This is a genomic window from Geobacillus sp. E263 (genome assembly GCF_007197795.1).
Classification (GTDB): domain Bacteria; phylum Bacillota; class Bacilli; order Bacillales; family Anoxybacillaceae; genus Parageobacillus_B; species Parageobacillus_B toebii.
Genome location: NZ_CP041632.1, coordinates 1,796,229 through 1,819,781, shown reverse-complemented (window position 1 = coordinate 1,819,781; position 23,553 = coordinate 1,796,229). Strand labels below are relative to the sequence as shown.

General features: G+C 46.5%; 25 protein-coding genes. 23 read left to right on the top strand and 2 right to left on the bottom strand.

Translation table 11 applies throughout. The features are described from left to right. Nucleotides 1–20: 20 nt before the first annotated feature. The 14 genes from cobJ to cobO are packed head-to-tail and all read left to right on the top strand — an operon-like array spanning nucleotide 21 to nucleotide 13,971. Complete coding sequence (cobJ, locus tag FNL97_RS09510; RefSeq protein ID WP_097354466.1) at nucleotides 21–1,583, top strand: precorrin-3B C(17)-methyltransferase; 1,563 nt, start codon at nucleotides 21–23, stop codon at nucleotides 1,581–1,583. Between the two features lie 15 nt (nucleotides 1,584–1,598). Then, nucleotides 1,599–2,432, top strand: coding sequence for a sirohydrochlorin chelatase (locus tag FNL97_RS09505; RefSeq protein WP_143415648.1), 834 nt, complete (start codon nucleotides 1,599–1,601; stop codon nucleotides 2,430–2,432). Nucleotides 2,433–2,444: 12 nt separating this feature from the next. Further along, a complete protein-coding gene (cobK, locus tag FNL97_RS09500) occupies nucleotides 2,445–3,224 on the top strand; it encodes a precorrin-6A reductase (RefSeq protein ID WP_143415646.1) in 780 nt (259 codons plus the stop codon). 17 nt (nucleotides 3,225–3,241) lie between these two features. Then, the gene (locus tag FNL97_RS09495) at nucleotides 3,242–3,889 is read left to right on the top strand and encodes a precorrin-8X methylmutase (protein WP_015863809.1); all 648 of its coding nucleotides are present in this window, start codon (nucleotides 3,242–3,244) and stop codon (nucleotides 3,887–3,889) included. Nucleotides 3,890–3,893: 4 nt separating this feature from the next. Next, nucleotides 3,894–4,991, top strand: coding sequence for a cobalt-precorrin-5B (C(1))-methyltransferase (locus FNL97_RS09490; RefSeq protein ID WP_062678672.1), 1,098 nt, complete (start codon nucleotides 3,894–3,896; stop codon nucleotides 4,989–4,991). Further along, nucleotides 4,978–6,183: a precorrin-6y C5,15-methyltransferase (decarboxylating) subunit CbiE gene (gene cbiE, locus FNL97_RS09485; protein WP_143415644.1), complete on the top strand. Its 1,206-nt coding sequence runs from the start codon at nucleotides 4,978–4,980 to the stop codon at nucleotides 6,181–6,183. Before FNL97_RS09490 ends, cbiE begins: the two co-directional genes overlap by 14 nt. Then, nucleotides 6,180–6,881, top strand: a complete 702-nt coding sequence (gene cobI, locus FNL97_RS09480; protein ID WP_143415642.1) for a precorrin-2 C(20)-methyltransferase — start codon at nucleotides 6,180–6,182, stop codon at nucleotides 6,879–6,881. The genes cbiE and cobI overlap by 4 nt, the downstream gene beginning before the upstream one ends. After that, nucleotides 6,878–7,648, top strand: a complete 771-nt coding sequence (gene cobM, locus FNL97_RS09475; protein ID WP_143415640.1) for a precorrin-4 C(11)-methyltransferase — start codon at nucleotides 6,878–6,880, stop codon at nucleotides 7,646–7,648. Before cobI ends, cobM begins: the two co-directional genes overlap by 4 nt. 4 nt (nucleotides 7,649–7,652) lie before the next feature. Then, the gene (locus FNL97_RS09470; RefSeq protein ID WP_062754157.1) at nucleotides 7,653–8,726 is read left to right on the top strand and encodes a cobalt-precorrin 5A hydrolase; all 1,074 of its coding nucleotides are present in this window, start codon (nucleotides 7,653–7,655) and stop codon (nucleotides 8,724–8,726) included. 13 nt (nucleotides 8,727–8,739) lie between these two features. Next, a complete protein-coding gene (locus tag FNL97_RS09465) occupies nucleotides 8,740–10,104 on the top strand; it encodes a cobyrinic acid a,c-diamide synthase CobB (RefSeq protein WP_143415638.1) in 1,365 nt (454 codons plus the stop codon). Then, a complete protein-coding gene (locus FNL97_RS09460) occupies nucleotides 10,097–11,608 on the top strand; it encodes a cobyric acid synthase (protein WP_143415636.1) in 1,512 nt (503 codons plus the stop codon). Before FNL97_RS09465 ends, FNL97_RS09460 begins: the two co-directional genes overlap by 8 nt. Next, a complete protein-coding gene (cobT, locus tag FNL97_RS09455) occupies nucleotides 11,608–12,663 on the top strand; it encodes a nicotinate-nucleotide--dimethylbenzimidazole phosphoribosyltransferase (protein ID WP_143415634.1) in 1,056 nt (351 codons plus the stop codon). Before FNL97_RS09460 ends, cobT begins: the two co-directional genes overlap by 1 nt. Then, nucleotides 12,660–13,439 carry a uroporphyrinogen-III C-methyltransferase gene (gene cobA, locus FNL97_RS09450; protein WP_015863818.1) on the top strand — a complete coding sequence of 260 codons (780 nt, stop codon included), beginning with the start codon at nucleotides 12,660–12,662 and terminating at the stop codon, nucleotides 13,437–13,439. Before cobT ends, cobA begins: the two co-directional genes overlap by 4 nt. Then, complete coding sequence (cobO, locus tag FNL97_RS09445) at nucleotides 13,426–13,971, top strand: cob(I)yrinic acid a,c-diamide adenosyltransferase (protein WP_041269653.1); 546 nt, start codon at nucleotides 13,426–13,428, stop codon at nucleotides 13,969–13,971. The genes cobA and cobO overlap by 14 nt, the downstream gene beginning before the upstream one ends. Before the next feature lie 197 nt (nucleotides 13,972–14,168). On the opposite strand, the gene FNL97_RS09440 is transcribed toward cobO, so the two are convergent. Further along, a complete protein-coding gene (locus FNL97_RS09440; RefSeq protein WP_143415632.1) occupies nucleotides 14,169–14,402 on the bottom strand; it encodes a DUF3892 domain-containing protein in 234 nt (77 codons plus the stop codon). Between the two features lie 72 nt (nucleotides 14,403–14,474). On the opposite strand from FNL97_RS09440, the gene FNL97_RS09435 reads away from it, so the two are divergent. After that, nucleotides 14,475–15,155, top strand: a complete 681-nt coding sequence (locus FNL97_RS09435) for a class I SAM-dependent methyltransferase (protein WP_015863822.1) — start codon at nucleotides 14,475–14,477, stop codon at nucleotides 15,153–15,155. Between the two features lie 207 nt (nucleotides 15,156–15,362). On the opposite strand, the gene metA is transcribed toward FNL97_RS09435, so the two are convergent. Then, on the bottom strand, nucleotides 15,363–16,271 hold the full coding sequence (metA, locus tag FNL97_RS09430; protein ID WP_143415630.1) for a homoserine O-acetyltransferase MetA: 909 nt from the start codon (nucleotides 16,269–16,271) through the stop codon (nucleotides 15,363–15,365). Between the two features lie 164 nt (nucleotides 16,272–16,435). Between metA and FNL97_RS18450 the strand changes: the two genes are divergently transcribed. From FNL97_RS18450 to FNL97_RS09390, 8 genes are all read left to right on the top strand, one after another. Then, a complete protein-coding gene (locus tag FNL97_RS18450; protein ID WP_143415628.1) occupies nucleotides 16,436–16,564 on the top strand; it encodes a hypothetical protein in 129 nt (42 codons plus the stop codon). Beyond that, nucleotides 16,534–17,055: a hypothetical protein gene (locus FNL97_RS09420; protein ID WP_143415626.1), complete on the top strand. Its 522-nt coding sequence runs from the start codon at nucleotides 16,534–16,536 to the stop codon at nucleotides 17,053–17,055. Before FNL97_RS18450 ends, FNL97_RS09420 begins: the two co-directional genes overlap by 31 nt. 59 nt (nucleotides 17,056–17,114) lie before the next feature. Then, complete coding sequence (locus FNL97_RS09415) at nucleotides 17,115–17,591, top strand: glutathione peroxidase (protein ID WP_143415624.1); 477 nt, start codon at nucleotides 17,115–17,117, stop codon at nucleotides 17,589–17,591. Nucleotides 17,592–17,833: 242 nt separating this feature from the next. Continuing rightward, entirely contained in the window at nucleotides 17,834–19,720 is a 1,887-nt protein-coding gene (locus FNL97_RS09410; protein WP_143415622.1) for an ABC-F family ATP-binding cassette domain-containing protein, read from the top strand. Nucleotides 19,721–19,738: 18 nt separating this feature from the next. Continuing rightward, nucleotides 19,739–20,869 (top strand): conserved virulence factor C family protein, encoded by a 1,131-nt coding sequence (locus FNL97_RS09405; RefSeq protein ID WP_143415620.1) that lies wholly within the window; start codon nucleotides 19,739–19,741, stop codon nucleotides 20,867–20,869. Beyond that, complete coding sequence (locus FNL97_RS18140) at nucleotides 20,830–21,135, top strand: hypothetical protein (protein WP_205729465.1); 306 nt, start codon at nucleotides 20,830–20,832, stop codon at nucleotides 21,133–21,135. The genes FNL97_RS09405 and FNL97_RS18140 overlap by 40 nt, the downstream gene beginning before the upstream one ends. 41 nt (nucleotides 21,136–21,176) lie before the next feature. After that, a complete protein-coding gene (locus tag FNL97_RS09395; RefSeq protein WP_062678657.1) occupies nucleotides 21,177–21,614 on the top strand; it encodes a BrxA/BrxB family bacilliredoxin in 438 nt (145 codons plus the stop codon). Between the two features lie 355 nt (nucleotides 21,615–21,969). Continuing rightward, nucleotides 21,970–23,538: an SSO2105 N-terminal domain-containing protein gene (locus FNL97_RS09390; protein ID WP_143415618.1), complete on the top strand. Its 1,569-nt coding sequence runs from the start codon at nucleotides 21,970–21,972 to the stop codon at nucleotides 23,536–23,538. The last annotated feature ends 15 nt before the right edge of the window (nucleotides 23,539–23,553 follow it).

The following is a 23,553-nucleotide window of genomic DNA, read 5'->3' as shown; positions in this document are numbered from 1 at the left end:
ATGGAAATTGAGGTGAGACAATGAAAGGAAAATTGCTGATTGTCGGATTTGGCCCAGGCAGCAAGGAACATATGACAAAGCGAGCGCGGGAAGCGATTGAAGAAAGCGATATTATTATCGGTTATAAAACATACATTGACCTAGTTGCGGATTTAATTGGCAATAAACAAGTGATTAGTACTGGAATGACGGAAGAAGTAAGCCGCGCTCAAGAGGCGGTGAAATGGGCGGAACGCGGAAAAACGGTCGCCGTCATTTCAAGCGGGGACGCGGGCGTGTACGGAATGGCAGGGCTTGTGTATGAGGTGCTCATTGAAAAAGGCTGGACGCGAGAAAGCGATATCGAGGTGGAAGTCATCCCAGGCATTTCTGCCATTAACTCGTGTGCCGCTCTTTTAGGTGCGCCGATTATGCATGATGCGTGCACCATTAGCTTAAGCGATCACCTAACGCCGTGGGCGCTTATTGAAAAGCGCATTGAAGCGGCGGCCGCTGCCGATTTTGTCATCGCTCTATATAATCCAAAAAGCGGACGACGCACGCGTCAAATTGTCGAAGCGCAGCGTATTCTTTTGCGTTATCGCTCGCCAAATACTCCGGTCGGATTAGTGAAAAGCGCTTATCGCGCGCGGCAACATATCGTATTGACGGATTTAGCGCATATGCTCGATTACGATATCGGAATGTTAACGACTGTCATTATCGGCAATTCTTCGACGTTTGTATACGACGGGCTGATGATCACACCACGCGGATACCAACGAAAATATACATTAAGCGCCTCCGAACAGCCGCTGAAACCACATGAACGGCTTCGCAAAGAAGCGGAACCGTGGGCGCTTGATCAAACGAAACGAGAACCGGTAAGAGAAATGGCAGAAGAAGCGTTGCAAACATTGGCGATTGGCCACCAAGACACCACGACGTTTGCGCCGGCGATTTTCGAAATCGCGGTTAGCCCGGGAGTAGCGAACAAAAATTTTACGCCAAAACAGATGATGGTACTAGCTGACATCGTCGGTGAAGACGGAACGATGATGTATACCCCGGATCATTATTTGAAGCTGGAAGTGCCTGCTTCTGATCCAGACCGTATCATCGCTAGACTGAAAGAAGCGGGGCTTGACGTTGCCCCTGTTGGTGATGTACTGACGGTGAAAGCTTGCGATTTTTGCGACGGGGAGAAAAAAGACGCGATTCCATACGCGGAAGAGTTATACGATCAGCTTGGCGGAATTGCGCTTCCGAAAGAATTGAAGCTTGGTGTAAACGGATGCGGCATGGCATGTTACGGAGCGGTGCGGGAAGATATCGGAATCGTCTATCGGAAAGGAGCATTTGACTTATTTTTAGGAGGAAAAACGGTCGGAAGAAACGCACACCCTGGGCAACTTGTCGCTGAAGGAATTCCGCCTGGCGAGATTGTGTCCGTTGTCACCCGCATTATTCAAGAATATAAGGAACGCGCGCATCCGAACGAACGGTTTCATAAGTTTTTTAAGCGAGTGAAACAAGTCGGCGGGTTTGTGTATCAAGAAGCGAAGCAAGAGGCAAAAATCGAAGTGCCTGCTTGTGGTGAATAAGGGGGAAGAAAATGAATGAAAGCAGTATTATTTGTCGGGCACGGTAGCCGTGACCCGGAAGGAAACGACCAAGTCCGGCAGTTTGTTGAGCAGCTAAAACCGCACATTGCGGCATCCTTACATGTCGAAACGAGTTTTTTAGAATTTGGACTGCCAACGATTCGCGAAGGGATTGACCGTTGTGTCGATGCCGGGGCTCGCGAGATTATCGTTATTCCGATTATTTTGCTGGCAGCGGGCCATTCGAAGCTGCATATTCCAGCGGAGATCGATGAAGCAAAGAAGCATTATCCGCATGTGGCGTTCATCTATGGCCGACCAATTGGCATTCATGAGCAAACGTTTTCGATCTTAAAAACGAGATTACAAGAAATCGGTGAAAATATAGAAAGCCCTGATCCGGAAACAGCGGTAGTGTTGCTTGGTCGCGGGGGAAGCGATCCGGATGCGAACAGCGATTTATATAAAATTTCCCGTTTATTTTGGGAACAAACGAACTATTTCCTTGTAGAACCAGCATTTATGGGAGTAACGACGCCATCGTTAGAAGATGGAGTGGAACGGTGCGTGAAGCTAGGGGCGCGGAAAGTGGTGGTTTTGCCATACTTTTTGTTTACCGGCGTGCTTATCAAGCGTCTTGGAGAAAAAGTAAAACAATTTCGTTTTCAGTATCCGCAAGTCGATTTTGCGCTAGCAGGCTACTTTGGATTTCATCCGAAGCTAAAAACGATTGTGCTTGACAGATTAGAAGAAGCGCTTGGCAAGGCGGTTATGATGAACTGTGATATGTGTCAATACCGGCTTCATGCTGCGGAGCATCATCACCATCATCACCACCATCATCATTAAGGAGGAACATGCATGATTATTGTATTAGCGGGAACGAGCGATGCCCGAAAGCTGGCGCTTTGTATCCAACAAGCGGGCTATGATGTGTTAGCGACGGTTGTTACAGAACATGCGGCGGATCAGTTGCGTGCTTCCGGCTTAGCGGTGCACCTTGGACGGCTGACGTCGGAACAATTGGCGGAGTTGATCCGCGTAAAGAAAGCGAAAGCAGTGGTGGACGCGAGCCATCCGTTTGCCGAAGAAGCGTCGAAAAACGCGATGCAAGCTACCGCAGAGGCGGGGGTTCCGTATATCCGTTACGAGCGGCAAGCGGCTCACGTTGCTTATGAGCGTGTCACGTTTGTTGACAGTTATGATGAAGCAGCTGAGCTCGCTGCGAAAAAACAAGGCGTCATTATGCTAACGACCGGAAGCAAAACGTTATCCATTTTCGCAAAAAAGCTGTTAGGGCTTCCGAATACGCGCGTGATTGCGCGCATGCTGCCGCGCAAAGACAATATGGAGAAATGTGAGGAGCTCAAGTTTCCGCAAGAAAATATCGTTGCGATGCAAGGTCCGTTTACGAAAGAACTCGATAAGGCGCTTTTCCAACATTTTGGCGTTACGTTGCTCATTACGAAAGAAAGCGGAAAAGTTGGGTTTGTCGATGAAAAAATCGCTGCCGCACAGGAGCTAGGGATTGAGACGATTGTCATCCGCCGTCCATCAATTCAGTATGGCACGGTGTATTCCCAGTTTTCCGATGTCGTTAAGGCACTACAACAAATAGTACCGTTATCCATTCATTCATGAAAGAAAGGGGTTTTACCATGGATTTTCGCACGGAATTTCGTCCGATTACAGTCCAACCGCAACAAATTGAAGAAAGAAGTTTTCAAATCATTGATGAAGAAATTGGTGAACATCATTTTACGAAAGAACAATATCCGATTGTACAGCGCGTCATTCATGCTTCTGCCGATTTTGAGCTTGGAAAAAGCTTGTTGTTTCACCCTGATGCCGTCCGTGCGGGAATCGAAGCAATACGCAGTGGCAAAACGGTCGTCGCTGATGTGCAAATGGTACAAGTCGGGGTAAATAAAGTGCGCATTGAAAAGTTTGGCGGCAAAGTGAAAGTGTATATTTCCGACGAAGATGTCATTGCGGAGGCGAAAAGGCTCAACACGACAAGAGCGATTGTCGCGATGCGAAAAGCGGCTAAAGAGGCAGAAGGCGGGATTTTTGCCATTGGCAACGCGCCAACGGCATTGCTAGAATTAATTCGTTTAATTAAAGAAGGAGAAGCACGTCCGGGATTAGTGATCGGCCTGCCGGTCGGTTTTGTGTCGGCGGCGGAATCAAAAGCGGAATTGGCGAAATTGGATGTTCCATTTATTACAAATATCGGCCGAAAAGGAGGAAGCACCATTACAGTGGCGGCGCTAAACGCGCTTTCACTGTTGGCAGAGCGAGGGTAAACGAATGGAAACGAAAAAAACGTTACGCGAGGGATATACGACAGGGGCGTGTGCCACAGCGGCAACGAAAGCGGCATTAACGGCGCTTATTACCGGCATCATACAAACGGAGGCAACCATTTATTTGCCAGTCGGACGATGGGCGACATTTGCGATCGAAGCGTGCGAGATTTATGGTGAGTCGGTGAAAGCAACGGTGATCAAAGATGGCGGGGATGACCCTGACGCGACGCATGGAGCGGCGATTGTATCAACCGTCTCATGGGCGGAGCAACCCGGCATTCACTTAGATGGCGGAAAAGGGGTAGGGCGCGTCACAAAACCGGGCTTGCCGGTGCCGGTTGGCGAAGCGGCAATTAATCCAATCCCGCGAAAAATGATTCACGAAACAGTGCGCGAGGTATTGGAACAATACGGCATTTCCCGTGGAGTGAACGTCATTATTTCCGTTCCTAACGGGGAAGAAATCGCCAAAAAAACGTTAAACGCGCGCCTTGGCATTATCGGCGGCATTTCGATTTTAGGGACGCGCGGCATTGTCATTCCTTTTTCGACGTCCGCCTACCGCGCAAGCATCATTCAGGCAATTCAAGTGGCAAAGGCAAACGGATGCGACCATGTTGTGATCACGACGGGAGGACGAAGCGAAAAATTTGCGATGCGACAATATCCTCATCTTCCTGAGGAAGCGTTTATTGAAATGGGGGATTTTGTCGGCTTTACGCTGAAACAATGCAAACGGCTCGGCATCCGAACCGTTTCCATGGTTGGGATGATGGGGAAATTTTCTAAAGTGGCGCAAGGCATTATGATGGTGCATTCGAAAAGCGCCCCCATTGATTTTTCGTTTTTAGCAGCCATTGCTGAACAAGCCGGAGCTTCGCCGGAACTCGTTGCCGCTGTTCGCGAAGCCAATACGGCATCACAAGTTGGCGAGATGATGCAAGAAGCAGGGAATGAGCGCTTTTTTGAAATATTATGTGACCATTGTTGTTTATCCGCGTTACGTGAAGTGGGCGGCGGCATGACCGTGGAAACGTCGCTATACACAATGGGCGGTCAATTATTAGGAAAGGCGGTACGAAACGATGCAGGCGATTAAACTAATTGGCATTGGCGCCGATGGGAAAGCGAGCCTCCCGCGCCTTTATGAACGTTGGATTTATGAAAGTGAGTTATTGGTCGGAGGAGAGCGTCATTTAGCCTTTTTCCCTGATTATCAAGGCGAAACGCTCACGATTCGAGGAGGGCTATCACAGCTTGTCGAGCGGCTTCGCCATGAAACGAAACGCACCGTCATTGTCGCGTCTGGTGATCCGATGTTTTATGGAATCGGCAGCTATTTATCTAGCAAACTGCCAATCGAAGTATATCCAGCAGTCAGTTCGATTCAATGGGCGTTTGCGAAAATGGGAGAAAAATGGCAGGACGCCAAATTTATCAGCGTCCACGGCCGCAGCATGAAAGGACTTGCCCAGCGCATTGACGGATGCGACAAAGTAGCGATATTAACAGATGAAACGAATTCTCCTAATGCCATTGCGAAATATTTGCTTTCGTACGGAATGACCGAATACCGTGCGTTTGTCGGAGAAAATCTTGGCAGTCAAGATGAACGGTGCCGCTTTTTCGAATTAGAAGAGATGGCAGATGCCGAGTTTTTTCCATTAAATGTGGTTATTTTACAAAAAACAAAAGAAGGTCCGATGTGGCCATTAGGAATTGACGATGACGAATTTTTGCAGCGTAAACCAGATAAAGGACTGATTACGAAAAAGGAGGTTCGGGTGTTAAGCATTAGCGCGCTCCGTCTTCATGCTAAGAGCGTCGTTTGGGACATCGGCACATGCACCGGTTCCGTCGCGATTGAAGCGGCGAAAATCGCACGCGAAGGCTCCGTGTTTGCGATTGAAAAAAATGCCCATGATATCGAAATTTGTAAAGAAAACTTAAAAAAATTCCGCGTTGACATTACGCTTGTACACGGCAAAGCACCTGAGCATTTAGACAAATTTGCCGATCCGGATGCGATTTTTATTGGCGGAACATCAGGAGAAATGGGACCGCTTCTTGATGTTTGCTGCCGGCGCTTGAAACGGAACGGACGCATCGTTATTAATGCGGTTACGATCGAAACGCTGGCGCAGGCGGTGGAAGGATTAAAACAGCGCGGCTTTCAAGTAGACGTTACGCTCGCGCAAATCTCAAGAAGTAAGCCGATTTTAGAGCTGACGCGGTTTTCGGCGCTTAATCCGATTTATATCATTACGGCAAAGAGGGAGGAAGACGAATGAGCGGAACATTGTATGGCATCGGCGTTGGTCCGGGCGACCCGGAGTTGTTGACGGTGAAGGCGTTTCGCCGCCTGAAAGAAGCGCATGTCATTGCCTATCCGAAAAAACAGCGCGGCAGCAAAAGCTACGCCCAACAAATTATTGAAGCATATTTTTCTCCAGCGGAAAAAGAGATGATTGGTCTCGTCTTTCCAATGACGAAAAATATGGATGTGTTAACAGAAAAATGGAATGAGACGGCAGAAGCGATTTGGGAACAGCTAAGCACAGGAAGAGATGTCGCGTTTGTGACGGAAGGAGATCCACTTTTATATAGCACGTTCATCCATCTGATGAAAATCATGAAAGAGCGGTATCCAAATGTCACGATTGAAATTGTTCCGGGAGTTTCCTCCGTCAACGCAGCGGCAGCAAGACTGCAGATCCCGCTTGCTGACGGGGATGAACAGGTGGCGATTATTCCAGCGCGCGACGACTATGAAGCAATGAAAAAAGCGCTTGAAGACCATGATTGTGTCGTTTTTTTGAAAGTGGCGAAAGTGATGGGCATGATGATCCGTCTTCTTCGAGAACAAAATTTATTGCAAAACGCTGCCGTGGTGACAAAGGTGACGTCAAAGGAAGAAATCATTTGGAATATCGAACAGCTTGAAGGAGTAGAGTTGGAATATTTAACGTTATTGGTGGTGAGAAAGTGAAACTATATATTATTGGCGCGGGCCCGGGGGCTCCGGATTTGATTACGGTGAAAGGCGCGCAACTGCTTCAGGAAGCGGACGTAATTTTTTACACCGATTCGCTCGTCAATGGCGAACTGATCGAGCGCTATCGAAAGCCGGAAGCGGAAGTATTTCATACGGCAGGAATGCATTTAGAGCAAATGGTTGAAGCGATGTTAGAACAGCTTAAGCAAGGAAAAAAAGTCGTGCGCATTCATACGGGAGATCCATCTGTTTACGGAGCGACGCTTGAACAAATCGCGCTATTCAAAAAGCAAGGGGTGGAAGTGGAAATCGTCCCTGGCGTCAGTTCGGTATTTGCGGCGGCAGCGGCTGTTCAAGCGGAGCTAACCGTTCCGGATTTAACGCAGACGGTTATTTTAACGCGAGCGGAAGGACGAACACCAGTTCCAAATAGAGAAAAACTGGAAGATTTAGCAAAACATCGTTGCACATTAGCGTTATTTTTAAGCGCTACATTAACAAAAAAAGTAACAAAGGCACTAAGGGATGCGGGATGGAGCGATGACACCCCCGTCGTGATTGTGTATAAAGCGACATGGCCAGATCAAAAAATTGTCCGTTCGACGGTCGGCACGCTGGACGAGGATATGCGCGCAAACGGCATCCGAAAACACGCCCTCATTTTAGCAGGATGGGCGTTAGACCCTGCAATTATCGAGCGCGACTATCGCTCGAAGCTGTATGATAAAACGTTCACACACGGATATCGACAGGGGGTGTGAGGAGTTGTATGCGATTGTTGCGATTACGAAGCATGGTGTTGATATTGCCCGCCGCGTCGGCGAGGAGCTTCCAAACGCCCGTGTGTATTATACGAATAAGTTTGCGAGAGGAGACGAAGACGAAAAAGGCATTCGTTTGTTTGAAGGGAACGTGCGGTTATTATTGCCGTCGCTTTTTCAAACATACCGCGGGCTTATTCTCATTATTTCGCTTGGCGCGGTCGTGCGGATGATTGCACCGCTATTAAAAGATAAAAAAACCGATCCGGCGATCGTTGTTATTGATGATAAAGGGGAACATGTCATTAGCGTTCTTTCCGGACATCTTGGCGGAGCGAACGAACTGACGCGGCAAGTCGCGGAGATTTTACATGCCCATCCCGTCATTACGACTGCGTCTGACGTACAAAAAACGATTGCCGTTGATTTATTTGGCCGTTCCTTCGGCTGGGAGTGGGAATCTGACGAAAAGCTGACTCCCGTCAGCGCCGCCGTCGTCAATGAGCAACATGTTGCCATTGTACAGGAATCAGGGGAGCGAGAATGGTGGAACTATGATACCCCGCTGCCAAACAATATCCGTATTTATGATTCGATTGATGAAGCGCTAGCGGCGAAACCGGACGCCGCGCTTGTCGTTACCCATCGTTTATTAACGAAAGAGGAAGAAGCGATTTTGCAAAACGGCGTTTTGTATCGTCCAAAAGTAATCGTGCTCGGTATCGGCTGCAACCGCGGGACAACGGCGGAAGAAATTGACGCCGTCATTCGCGATACATTAGAGGAGCTGCGCTTTTCAATGAAAAGTGTGAAAGCGGTATGTACGATCGAATTAAAAAAAGACGAGCCAGGGTTGCTTGAAGTGGTGCGAAAATACGGATGGGAATTCGTCTATTATACCCCTGAACAACTGAATCAAGTAAACATCGAACAGCCTTCTGAAACCGTGTACCGCTATACAGGAGCTTATGGTGTGAGCGAGCCAGCAGCGAAGCTTTATAGCGGTGCAGAGAAATTGGAATTAGTGAAGAAAAAAGCAGGTAATGTCACGATTTCCGTGGCACTTTTACACCATTAAGGGGGAAAACAACATGAGAAGAATCGTAATCGCCGGGACGGGAAGCGGCGTTGGCAAGACGACCATAACGATTGGATTGATGGCGGCGTTAAAACAAAAAGGCTACATTGTACAAGGGTTTAAATGCGGCCCAGATTATATTGACCCAACCTATCATACTGCTGTCACGGGCAGACCGTCGCGCAATTTGGACAGCTGGATGGTTGGACACGAAGCGGTTCAAGCGATTTGTGCAAAAGGCTGTGAAGGGGCTGACATCGCCATTATCGAAGGAGTCATGGGGATGTTTGATGGGAAGCGGCCAACGACAAACGAAGGAACGACGGCGGAAATCAGCGTATTAACGAATAGTCCGGTGTTATTGGTCGTCGACTGCGCCGGCATGGCGCGGAGCGCGGCGGCGGTTGTCCGCGGCTTTCAAACGTTCGATAAACGCGTGCGCATCGCGGGAGTGATTGCCAACCGCGTTGGCAGCGAAGGGCATTTTCGCCTTGTAAAAACGGCGATTGAACAAGAATGCGGCATTCCAGTGATCGGATTTTTAACCAAAGAGGATGCGCTCCACATTCCGGAGCGTCATTTAGGACTCATTCCATCGATTGAGCGTGGGGAATTAGATCACTTTTTTGCGGAATTAGGAGAGCGCATTGCCAAGACGGTGGATCTTAACGCGTTGCTAAAGCTGGCGGAAGCCCCAGCATTAAATGTTCCACAATCGTATTTCGATATAAGTAAATCGTATGATGTACGGATTGCGGTCGCCAAAGATGCGGCGTTTCATTTCTACTATCCGGAAAATTTAGAGATGTTACAAGCGTATGGAGCCGAGTTGGTCTTTTTCTCCCCGCTTGCCGGCAAGCCGCTGCCGGACGATGTCGATGGGTTGTATATTGGCGGCGGATTTCCCGAAGAATTCGCAAAACAGCTGTCCGAACAGCAAAGCGTCAAACAGTCGATTAAAGCCGCGATCGAAAGCGGGCTTCCGACATTGGCGGAATGCGGGGGATTTATGTTTTTAACCGAAGGCATTGAAACGACGGACGGTGCGCATTATGACATGGTTGGCGTCATTCCGGGACGGATCGTCATGCATCCGAAGCTCGTTGCGCTCGGCTACCGCGAAGTCAAGGGAGAGCCAGGGAATTTCTTGCTTCCGGAAGGATTGCGGGCGCGGGGGCATGAGTTTCATTATTCCACGTACGAAGCGCGCGGCGAAATTCCGTTTGCGTATGAAACAACGGGATTGCGCGGCGTGAAAAAAGACGGCTACCAGCGGAAAAATTTAGTCGCAGGCTATGTCCATTTTCATTTTGCTTCTTGCTCGCAAATGGTCGAAAATTGGCTGAAGCAATGTAAGAAGGTGAAAGACCATGGCTAAAGCGTTGCCGATTATGTTTCAAGGAACGCATTCCGACGCGGGAAAAAGCATTATTGCCACGGCGTTTTGCAGCATTTTCGCGCAAAACGGCTGGAAAACGGCGCCGTTTAAATCGCAAAACATGTCACTTAATTCGTACGTGACGGTCGATGGGAAAGAAATCGGGCGGGCGCAAGGGATACAGGCGGAAGCGGCCGGAGTTGTCGCGACGACGGATATGAATCCGATTTTAATTAAACCGAGCCGCGAGCATGAATCGCAAATCGTTGTGCATGGAAAGCCGTATAAAAATATGCAGGCGTTCGCGTACCGCAGCGAATTTTTTGAAAAGGGGCTGGCGATTATCCGCGAGTCGCTCGATGTTTTAATGAATGAATACGACCGGCTTGTAATCGAAGGAGCAGGAAGTCCGGCAGAAATTAATTTAAACGACCGCGAACTTGTCAACATGCGCGTCGCTCGGATGGCAAACGCACCGGTCGTGCTGATTGGCGATATTGAACGCGGTGGAGTGTTTGCCAGTTTAGTAGGAACATTGCAGCTGCTTGACAAAGAAGATCGCAAGCGGATCATCGGCGTGATCATTAATAAGTTTCGTGGCGACTTGGCACTATTGAAGCCGGGGCTCGATTGGTTCGAACAATATACCGGCGTTCCGGTGTTAGGCGTCGTTCCATATTTAGAAGATTTACATATTGACGCGGAAGACTCCGTTAGTTTAGAACAAATGTCCACAGCCGTAAATCCGGATAAAGACATTGATATTGCTGTTATTCGATATCCGAAAATATCTAATTTCACAGATGTGGATCCATTTTTGACCGAACCGGACTGCCACGTCCGCTTTGTGGCAACAGCCGCCCAGCTTGGCCAGCCAGATTTGTTGATTTTGCCGGGCAGTAAAAACACCATTGAAGACTTATTATATATGAAGAAAAACGGGATTGCGGAGCAAATTGCACAGCTCAACAAACATCACCGTGTGACGATCGTAGGGATATGCGGCGGCTATCAAATGTTAGGGGCTCGTATCCGTGATCCATTTGGTGTGGAAACACCGCTAAGAGAAATTTCTGGATTGAATCTCCTTCCGATTGAAACGACGCTTGAGCGTAAAAAAACAACCGTTCTTTCGGAAGGAATATTGACATTTGCGGGTGAGCGTTTTTTCGTGAAAGGATACGAGATACATATGGGGCGTTCGCAGCCACTTGATGGAAATATCCCTTTCATCCATGTCCAAGGGCGAGCGGAAGGCGCTAAAAGCAAAGATGAACGGGTGATAGGTACCTATTTTCACGATCTTTTTCATAATGATGCGTTTCGTGAGGCGTTATTGAACAAAATTCGCCGCGAGAAAGGATTAGCGCCTATTTACGGGCGCCAGTCTTTCCGTACTATAAGAGAACAAGCTTTTGACCGCCTTGCCGATCATGTGAAGCGGCATGTTCGTATCGAAGAAATTGAAGAGAAAATGCATGTGTTTCGAAAGGGTGATGTGTAATGTTATTTTCGATTCCAAAGCTTAATAAAGAAATAGGAAAAGAGGTACGCGCTTACGTCGACCAATTGACAAAACCGGTTGGCAGCCTTGGTCGTTTGGAACAGTTAGCGGTGGAGCTGGCGGAAATGACAGGGAACAAATTTCCTGATGTTTCGCCGCCGGGTATCCTTGTGTTTGCGGCTGATCATGGTGTTGCGAAAGAAGGGGTGTCAGCGTTTCCGCCAGAAGTGACGGCACAAATGGTGTGGAATTTTGTTCAAGGCGGTGCGGCGATTAACGTATTCAGCCGGCAAATTGGCGCAATATTTGCCGTTATTGATGTTGGGGTCGCTTCACCAATTGAACATGAAGCAGTAGTTTCCAAGAAAGTGCGGTACGGGACAAACAATTTTTGCGTAATGGAAGCGATGAGCAATGCGGAAGCGGAACAAGCGCTAATAGTTGGTTACGAACAAGCAAAGGAAATAATCGACCAAGGAGCGCGTACTCTCATTGTCGGTGAAATGGGCATCGGCAATACGACTACCGCGAGTGCGATTTTAGCGGCGGTGAGCGGCAAGCCAATTGAACAACTTGTCGGAAGAGGAACAGGCATTTCGGAAGAGAAGATTGCGCATAAAGTCAATGTCATTCGCCGCGCGTTGTCACTTCATCAGCCTGATCCGTCTAAACCGATTGATTTATTATCCAAAATCGGTGGTTTGGAAATCGCCGCGATGGTGGGGGCGATGCTAGCGGCAGCGGAGCGGCGCGTTCCGATTTTATTGGACGGATTTATTTGTACCGTTGCTGCACTTGTAGCTAAGCTTTTTGATCCGAATGTTGCCGATTATATGATTGCCGGTCATCGTTCTCAAGAAATTGGCCATCAAATTGCTCTTGAATTATTAGGGAAAGAGCCGCTTATCGATTTAAGCATGCGACTTGGTGAAGGCAGCGGTGCGGCTGTTGCATTTCCGCTGCTGGCATTTGCGGCAGCGATGATAAAAGAAATGGCGACATTTGCTTCTGCCCATATTTCAAATTCTGTAGAAGGAGCAGGAAAACAATCATGACAAATGGAAAAGTATATATCGTTGGTGCCGGTCCCGGTGATGAAAAACTAATCACTGTCTATGGATTGGAATGTATTCAACAAGCTGACGTCATTATTTACGACCGGTTGATTAATAAAAAATTACTGAAATACGCCAAAATCGGCGCTGAGTTAATTTACTGCGGAAAAGAGCCGGGAAAGCACGCGCTCATTCAAGAGCGGATTCACGAGCTGTTAGTCGAAAAAGCAAAACAAGGAAAAATCGTCACTCGTCTAAAAGGAGGCGATCCTTGCGTCTTTGGACGGGCTGGGGAAGAAGCAGAGGTGCTTGCGCAGCACAGCATTCCGTTTGAAATCGTTCCTGGCGTGACGGCGGGAATCGCAGCTGCCGCTTATGCCGGCATACCGGTTACACACCGGGAATATGCTGCTTCGTTTACCATTGTTACCGGCCATGGCCGTCAAGAAAAGGGAGATGACCGTCTTCATTGGGAAGGGTTGGCGAAAGGAAGCGATACGATTGCCTTTTATATGGGTGTCGGCAATTTGCCGTATATTTGCCAAAAACTAATCGAACATGGAAAGCCGTCGAATACTCCTGTGGCGGTGATCGAATGGGGAACGACACGGAGACAGCGAACGGCTGTCGGCACGCTGCAGACGATTGCCGATATCGTCAAGAAAGCGAATCTTTCCCACCCAGCGATTATTCTTGTCGGAGAGGTCGTTCGGCTTCGTGAAACGATTCAATGGTTCGCTGAGATGGACCGGGGTGAGACGGTTGCCACCATATAAAAAGAAAGGGCGCATCATCGTTTACACGGGGGATGGAAAAGGAAAAACGACCGCCGCTCTCGGATTGGCGATACGAGCGGTGGGAAGAGGGAAAAAAGTCGCCGTCATTCAGTTTATTAAGTCACCGGAACGAACGTATGGAGAGCATCTTATATTTCAAAAACTCGGGATCGAAATGTATCAAATGGGCGCCGGGTTTACGTGGACGAAAACGCCCGAAGTGCATCGTCAGGCATTGAAAGCGGCATGGGAATTTACGAAAGAAAAAGTGTTATCGGGTATGTACGACTTGATTGTTTTAGATGAACTGAACAATGCGCTTGCGATTGACCGGTTTCCGGTCGATGATATCGTCTCCGTTCAAGACGTACTTCGATTGATGGAAAAGCGTCCACCTGATCTTCATTTAGTAATTACAGGCCGTTCGGCGAATAGGAAATTAATCGAGGCAGCTGACATTGTTACGGAGATGAAACTGATCAAACACGATTATGAGAAAGGCGTTACGGCAATGAAAGGGATTGAGCTTTAGCTCATCCCTTCTCTAATTCATTCATAAAGATCTGTTTTGTCGTTTTGCGATTTATTACGTTTATTTCCTTTGCTGTTGTCGCCTGAGATTGGACTGTTTAAGAGCGACATTTCATCTTGTGTCGGTGCGTTCTGATTTTTGCTTCCTTTATTCGGTCTTTTTGTCATGTGCTAGCACGTCCTTTCCACAAATAAGTATTAGGAAAACGTAGGAAGTTGATCAAGATTGTTGGAGGCATCTCCGTCGGGATTGGAGCGTATATATTGTTCTCCATCGTGTTCGGTAACGACATGGACACCGGTAATCGCACCGTTTTCCACTTCCATTAATGCTTTGCGATACGATAATACGCGCCCTTTGGATGTTTTAAATCCAATGATGTCTCCTTGATGATTTTTTTGGACAGCGACAAATGTTTCTTGTCCGTTCATGAACAATCACTCCTTCTTTCAGCATCATTATTTTTTGTAAAAGGACAATTTTTATTCGAACGAGGTGTTATGATGGTCATTTTTGACTGGCATAAAGAAGCGGAAAAACAGTGGGACGAAAGAGCGGATTTTTGGCATCAAAGCAGTGAAGAGATGTGGGAGCGGGGAAGCCGGAAAACGATTATTCCGTTCCTTTCATCATATATTCCAAAAGGAAGCAATGTCATTGATTTAGGGTGTGGGGATGGTTATGGAGCGTGGAAGCTGCATCAAACAGGATACGATGTTATCGGCATCGATTTGTCGAGCGAAATGGTGGAAAAAGCGAAAGCGCGGAGAGAGAACGAAAGGCTGCGCTTTATTCAAGGCGACTTAATGAAATTGCCGTTTGCTGATGAAACGTTTTCTGGAGCGATGGCAATCAATTCGTTGGAGTGGACGGAGCGGCCGCTTGAAGCGCTAAAAGAAGCAAAACGGGTGTTGAAGCGAGGCGGCTATTTTTGTGTCGGCATTCTTGGGCCGACCGCTGCGCCGCGCGTCAACAGCTATCCTCGTTTATACGGAAAGCCGGTCATTTGCAATACGATGATGCCGTGGGAGTTTGAACAATTAGCGAGGGAAAACGGCTGGGATGTTGTCGATGGACAAGGTGTTTATAAACGGGGAGTTCCCGAAAAGCTGGTCCAGCCGTTATCTATCGAACTAAGGCAAGCACTGACGTTTATGTGGTTATTTATGTTGCGTAAGAACTAAAAAAACAAAAAATGCCGATTCATCCCCCGCCTATGCTTCGCTTAGAGGTGGGGGTCTTCTCGGCAAAAAAAGATAAACAACACAACCATTCACGCAAAGCCGTTGCTAATGCCGTTGCAACCTTTTTTCCGTACATTTCCTATCAAAAGCTGCCGTATTGTATGAAAATGCATGGGACAATCGTGAATTTTATTCAAAAGAATATACTTATTCCCACTCATATGGCGTTTCTTGATAAACGTAATAGTTCAGCCAGTTGACAAACAATAAATTCGCATGAGAGCGCCAAGTGTTAAGCGGCTCTTTCGTTGGATCGTCGTTTGGAAAATACGATTCTGGAATGTGAATTGGAAGCCCCTTGGCTAAATCGCGTTCATATTCCTCTTTTAATGTCGTAGCATCGTATTCCGGATGGCCAGTTAAAAAGATTTGCTTGCCATCGTTGGAGGCGACTAAACATACGCCGGCTTTTTCGGAAACAGATAAAATCGTCAGTTCTGGGACTCTCTCAATGTCTTCGCGTTTGACGTCGGTATGACGTGAATGCGGCATGCGAAACACATCGTCAAACCCGCGCAATAGTTTGACATTTTTTACTTCAAGCGAATGCTCGAAAATACCGAAGCATTTTTGGGGAAGTGGGTATTTCGGAATCCCGTAATGATAATAAAGCCCCGCCTGCGCTCCCCAGCAAATATGTAGCGTTGATGTCACATTTGTTTTCGTCCATTCCATAATTTCTGTGAGTTCGCTCCAATATGTTACTTTTTCAAACGGCATTTGTTCAACCGGAGCACCGGTAATAATCATTCCATCAAACTTACGATGGCGGATATGTGGAAAGATGGTATAAAATTGCTCGAGATGATGCTTGCTTGTCGTCTTCGATTCGTGTGTTGCCGGGCGTAAAAATGTCACATTCACTTGAAGCGGCGAATTGCCAAGAAGACGCAATAACTGTGTTTCCGCTTTTTCTTTTTCCGGCATTAAATTTAAAATGACTATATTTAACGGACGAATGTCTTGAGAATACGCTCGTTCTTCATCCATTACAAAAATATTTTCTTGTTCTAGTATTTCTTTTGCCGGTAAATCTTTTGGAATATTGATTGGCAACAGTCTCACCCTCCATTCTTTCAATGTTTTAAATAACTTAATTATAAAAACATTGCAAATTTTATTCAACGAATTTTTTTCCATTTGTACAAGTGGTAAAATGTATATGTTTACATTCATTACGTATGTGGATTTAAGACGTCGACTGGCGTGGAGTTGAAAATGTGATGACGATGCCAGGCTTGCCGAAACAGCCAGCGGCGCTTCGCATGAACGTCGATGAAAACGGAATGCTGTCGGTTTATTTTAAAGGGGAGATTGGATGTTTGATCCAACTGTATTTGATAATTTGAAAACAGTGCTTGAAGGTGCGGTATATGACCTTGATTTAGCGGGAGAGATCGTTGTAATCGATCGCCACGATATGGTCGATTTGGCGCACTTTTCGCGTACATATACGATCACGTTTTGTTTATCGTCTGATCATACACAAAATATATCATGTACGATTCGATTGGAAATGGACTTAGAACAAATTGCGCAAGAACTGCTTCAGCGCGCAGTTCGCCCAGGATGCAAGCTGATGATTGCGTTCTCTTTGCCGATCCGTCGGCATACAACGTGCTCTCTTATTGAGGGCACGTTGCTTCGCATTTGGGGAGACAAGCGAATCATTCGACAAACGTTAAGTCATGATTTTCCTAATGAAGAGTCTGTGTATCATAACGAAGTAACGATCGAATTCGGCCGCCTTATTTATGAAGACAATGTCGATGATTTGCAGGCGATGATCCCGTATATGCTTGATTCGCTTGAACAGCTGCAGCCATTTTACAAAATGTAAAGGCATGGAAGTGGAAAAGCGCCGGAAAATTCAATATGATGAAAGAGAGGTGAAAAACGATGAGTATTTATGATTTTCGAGTAAAAACGATTCGTGGGGAAGAACAGTCGTTAGCTGATTACAAAGGAAAAGTGCTTCTTATTGTGAACACCGCAAGCAAATGCGGTTTTACCCCCCAATATAAAGAATTGCAGGAGCTGTATGAACAATATCGCGACCGTGGATTCGTCGTTCTTGGTTTTCCGTGCAATCAATTTGGAAATCAAGAACCGGGAACGGAAGAAGAAATTGAACAGTTTTGCCAAGTCAATTACGGCGTAACTTTCCCAATGTTTGCTAAAGTTGATGTCAACGGCGAAAACGCCCATCCGCTTTTCCAGTATTTAAAGGAAAAAGCCCCAGGTGTGCTTGGAACGAAGGTGATTAAATGGAACTTTACGAAGTTTTTAGTGGATCGAAACGGAAATGTGGTCGCACGTTTTGCTTCACAAACAAAGCCGAGCGAGTTAAAAAACGAAATTGAAGAACTGTTGTAATAAAGGAAAAAATGTATTTCCGATGAGAAAGACGGCTTTTTGCCGATAGATATAGTTGTTTTATAGGTTTATAAAGCATGCAAATTTCTGTCAACATTCTAATATGTCTTAGCCGGATGGAGTTCTAAGAAACAATAGGTCATTTGCCGCTGATACTTAACGGAACGAAATGCACGCAGGTGCGGGTGCCTAACTGCTGACTTTCGTCGGCGAGAAGCTCAAACGAGAGTGGGATGGTTGCCATGAAAATGTTAACGGTGGAAAATATCGCAAAAAGCTACGGAGAAAAAGTGTTATTTCAACAACTGTCTTTTACGATTAAAGAAGGGGAGCGCATCGGCATTATCGGCGTCAATGGTGCCGGAAAATCAACATTATTGCGCATTATTGCCGGGGCAGATGTACCAGATGAAGGGCAAATTACTTATCCAAAAGACTATACGATTGGTTATTTGCCGCAACAACCGGAGTTTCGTCATGATTTTACCGTGTTAGAACAAGTATTCCATCGCGATACGCCGCTTATCCGCCTTTTGCGGGAATATGAGCTGGCGCTTGCTGAGCTCGAGGAACATCCCCTTGATGAAAAGCGGCAAGCGCGCTTGTATGCCTGCCAGCAGCAAATGGATGCGCAAAATGCATGGGAAGCGAATGCGAATGCAAAAGCGATTTTGACAAAGCTAGGCATTTCGGATATGACGAAACGAATCGGCGAGCTGTCCGGAGGGCAAAAACGGCGCGTAGCGTTGGCACAGGCGCTTATTGAAGCACCGGATTTACTGATTCTTGATGAGCCGACGAATCATCTTGATTATGAAGCGATACGCTGGTTAGAAGAATATTTATCACGTTATCAAGGTGCGGTACTGTTTGTGACGCACGATCGTTATTTTTTAGACCGCGTCACCAACCGCATTTTTGAGTTTGATCGCGGCAAGTTATACACGTATGTCGGGAATTATGCTGCATTTTTAGAGGCAAAAGCACTGCGTGAAGAACAAGAACGTACTGCTGCGGAAAAACAGCATCATTTATACCGCCGTGAGCTCGAATGGGTAAAACGCGGAGCAAAAGCGCGGACAACGAAACAAAAGGCGCGTCTGAAGCGGTTTGCCCAGCTCGAAGCGTCACTGCCGACGGAAAAAAGCGGGCAGCTGGAGATGAAGCTGGGCGGCAGCCGGCTTGGCAAAAAGGTGATCGAGCTGAAGCGAATCAGCCATTCGTTTGGCGGCAAGCAGCTCTTTCATTCCTTTAACCTGCTTGTCAAACCGGGTGACCGCATTGGCATTGTCGGGCCGAACGGCAGCGGCAAATCCACTTTGCTTAATATCATCGCCGGACGATTGCAGCCGGAAGAAGGAGAGGTGGAAATCGGTCCGACTGTAAAAATTGCCTATTATACGCAAGAACATGTGGAAATGGACGAACAGAAACGAGTCATCGAGTATATTCGCGAAGTGAGCGATGCGGTACGCACCGTTGATGGAAACGTCATTTCCGCCGCACAATTGTTAGAGCAGTTTCTTTTCCCGATGCACATGCATGGAACGCCGATTCGCAAACTATCCGGAGGGGAAAAGCGCCGTTTATATTTATTGCGCTTGTTGATGACGGAACCAAACGTCTTATTGCTCGACGAGCCAACAAACGATTTCGATACGCAAACGCTGACTGTCCTTGAAGATTATTTGCAGTCGTTTCCTGGCGTTGTCGTTACCGTATCACATGACCGCTACTTTTTAGATAAAGTCGCTGACCAGCTGTTGATTTTGGAAGGGAACGGAAGAATATCTACTTACTTTGGCGAATATTCCGCCTACTTAGAAGAGCAGCTCCAGAAGAAATCAACGCAAAAACAAGAAAAACAAACGCCAAAAGAAACGAAAGCGCCAAAGAAACAAACGAAGCGCCGTTTAACGTTTAAAGAACAAAAAGAATGGGAAGAAATCGAGGCCAATATCGCTGCACTTGAAGCAAAATTGCAGGAAGTTGCCGAAGAGATGGAAACATATGCGAGCGATTATGAAAAGATCCAGCAGCTTGCGCAAGAATATGAAGAGCTTTCAGCGAAGTTAGATTCGCTTTTAGAGCGGTGGGCGGAGCTATCAGAACTCGTAGAATCGTCATGAAAAAAGGAGGGAACTGTGTTGAAAATTAAATCGATTGAACCAACCCCGAGCCCAAACACGATGAAAGTATTGTTAGACGAAGAACTGCCGTTTGGCACCAGCCATAACTATAAACCGGACAATGTCGATACGGCGCCTCCTCTTATTCAGCAGTTAATGAAAATTGAAGGAGTAAAAGGAATTTATCATGTCGCCGACTTTTTGGCCGTTGAACGCAATCCGAAATATGATTGGAAAGAGATTTTAACGAAAGTGCGTGAAGTGTTTGGAGAGGAAGTGGAAAACGAGCAAGGAGAAACGAAAAAAACGAATGAACATTTTGGAGAAGTAAAAGTATATGTACAAATGTTGTACGGTTTGCCGATGCAAGTGAAATTAACGGATGGGGAACGGGAGCATCGCGTCGGCCTTCCAAAACGGTTTATCGATGCGGTCATTGAAGCGCAGAAATATGCCGACAATATCGTGTTAGAACGGAAATGGGTCGAAAAAGGGGTTCGTTACGGCACATTTGAAGAAATCGGCAATGAAATTGTCGAAGAACTGTCAGCGGCGTACCCGCCGGAACGATTAGAACGCATGGTACAAATGTTCCGCAGCGGCGAGCAGGCAAAAACGCAAAAACGGCAAAGCATCAAAGTAACAGAAGAAATGCTCGATGATCCGGATTGGACAAAGCGATATGCGGCGTTAGAACAAATGGCGGAGCCGACAGAAGACGATATACCGGTGCTCGCAAAAGCGCTGAAAGACGAAAAAGTAGCGATTCGCCGCTTGGCTACTGCGTATTTAGGGATGATCGGCGGCAAAAAAGTATTGCCGTATTTATACGAGGCATTGAAAGATAAGGCTGTTTCCGTGCGCCGGACGGCGGGAGATTGCTTGTCTGACATTGGAGATCCGGAAGCGATTCCAGTCATGATTGAAGCGTTGAAAGACCCAAGCAAGCTTGTCCGTTGGCGCGCCGCGATGTTTTTATATGAAGTCGGCGATGAATCGGCATTGCCGGCGTTAAAAGCGGCGGAAAATGATCCGGAATTTGAAGTGAGCATGCAAATCAAAATGGCCATTGAGCGCATTGAAGGCGGCGAAGAAGCGAAAGGGTCTGTTTGGAAACAGATGACGGAAAGCCGGAAAAAAGAAAAGTAACGATGAGGAGAAAAGATATTGTTTGTATTTTTGAGAAATTGCCCAAATCTAAAGTCATTATTAAAAAGCGATTCAAAAGGTGCGATGCATGTGATCGCACCTTTTATTTTTTTGCCTGTTATTATGTTGTCATTGTTGCCGTAGACGATGGAGAAAATGGAACAATTTCTGGCACAATTGGAGTCCCTGCCGGAATTTGGTCTCCGCCAGCACGGCAACCTCTAATTATTTTGGTCATTTTGATTGATTTTTTAGGAATAAAATAGTATGCTGATGGCATTGAATATCATTGGGAGGGATTGCTGTTATGTCGATGGCTTATGAGGAATATATGCGCCAGCTTGTGCAGCCGATGCGCGACGAACTCGTACGTGCGGGATTCCGCGAACTTCGCACAAGCGAAGAAGTAGAGGAATTTATGGAAAACGTCGAAGGCACAACGTTTGTGGTGGTCAACTCCGTTTGCGGATGTGCGGCAGGATTGGCGCGGCCAGCGGCAACACAGGCTGTTTTAAACAGTGAGAAAAAACCAGATCATTTAGTGACGGTGTTTGCCGGTCAAGATAGAGAAGCGACGGCAAAAATGCGCGAGTATTTCGTTGGGATTGCACCATCTTCTCCATCGATGGCGCTCTTAAAGGGAAAAGAGGTCGTTCATTTTATTCCACGCGAGGAAATTGAATTTCAATCGATGGAAGCAGTAATGGAAAACATTATGAATGCGTTTGAAAAATATTGTGATTAAGGATGCTGTTGGGCATCCTTTTTTTATGTGTCGTTGTCAATCACTCACTTAAAGGAACCGAGCATCGACAAATGAAGGGCGAACGGTTAACGAAAAGGAATAGAAAGAAAGTTGCAAGGGAATGTTAAAGGTGGGGATATAAGTAGTTTGTTAAACATCTATAAAAAGGTATGAAATCATGTAAATATCTCCTGTTATTGGACGTAAGTAAAGAGGCGGATATTCTCCATCTTTTGTATTGTCTCCTGCCTGATGATAAAAAAATCATCTCCTCCTTCCTCATGTAAAAAGGAAATGACGAAGATTTGGCGAATATATGTTCTAAAGGATCCAAACATAGGGGGAAGGCAAGGGGATGAAAACGGTTCGGGTGATGAAAATTGTTTCTCATGATGAATTGCAACTTCGCTCATTAGATGAGTTGATGCGCGTCTTTTGTTCCGCGAAGCGATACGCGTTTAACCGTTTGCTGGAGGGAAGGAACGCAAAAGACATCATTAAGCGCCTTCCGCGCCAATTTCGGCTCAACAAACGGTTTGCCGAAGACGCGGTCTTGCTTGTTCAATCACTGATTTCTTCCCAACGTGAGTTGCTTCCAATGCGCTTAGAGGATGTGCAGGCGAAAATCGAAAAAACCGAAAAGAAAATCGATGACTACCAACATGGAAGAAAAACACCGAAAAAAGTCGATCTTCCAACATGTCTAGGTGGATTGCACCAACGTTTAGAAAAGCTCAAAGCGAAAGAAGCCGAGCTAACGCATCATCTAGAACAAGGGACAATTCCACGTGTGATTTTTGGTGGAAAACAAAACTTTTACAAGCGCTTGAAAGGAAAAATCACGAACGAAGAATGGAAAGATGTGCGCTCGAATCAGTTGTACGCCAGAGGAGATAAAAGCAAAAAAGGAAATTTAAATATTCGCCTCACCTATGACGACAAGACGTACCAATGTTATGTAGAAATCGCCAATCCACTTGGACAACAAGAAGGGAAACACGCTCCCCGCTTGAGGTTTCCTGTGTTGGTTCCTGAAAAATATGAAGAGGAAATCATCGATGTCGTCATGGGAGAACAAGTGGGAGTGAATGCAAAAGGCAAGCCGATCATGGACTACCAGCCATACACGGTGGAAATCAAACGAAAAAACGAAGAGTATTATGTGCATCTCATTTATGAGGAAGAAGTGTATGGCAGAGAACTTGCCTACGATGAACCGATTCAAGCGGAACGAATCGCAGGAATGGATATCAATATTGATCGCATCGCCGTAAGCATCGTTTCGAAACAGGGAAACTTTCTTCAATCAAAGGTGTTTTACTGTCATGAACTCGAATATGTGCGGGCGAATAAACGAAACAACATCATTGGTGAAACGGTGCGCGATGTATATGACTGGCTGCTTCAAGAGAATGTTGGGGCAATGGTTATCGAAAACATCCAACTAAGACAGCAGCACGATACGGACAAACGATTCAATCGCTTGACCCACCATTTCAAAAAGAAAAAGCTGACGGAAACGATTCTTCGTCGGGGAATGCGGCTTGGGTTTCGCATCAAAAAGGTGAATCCCGCGTACACCAGCATCATCGGACGTTTCAAATATATGAAAAAGTATGGGTTGTCCGTCCATGAAAGTGCCGCTTTGGTGATTGGCAGGCGGGGATTGGGGTATCAGGAACGATTGCCAAAAGAACTCATCGATATCATAAAAACGAAAGTGAAACGCCATTGGATTGCCGTGTTAGGGTCGATGGAAGAATCCTACAAGCAATCGAAAAGCGGCAAGAAACAACACCAATATATCGCGATGATGTTACGCAAAATCGAGAATTTCAAACAAGAGCATGAATGGTCATTATGGAACATCTTGCACAAATGTTGTTGGCTGAACCAGTATCAAATTCAACTAAAGGAGGTGTAAACCTGGTTGCTAAAA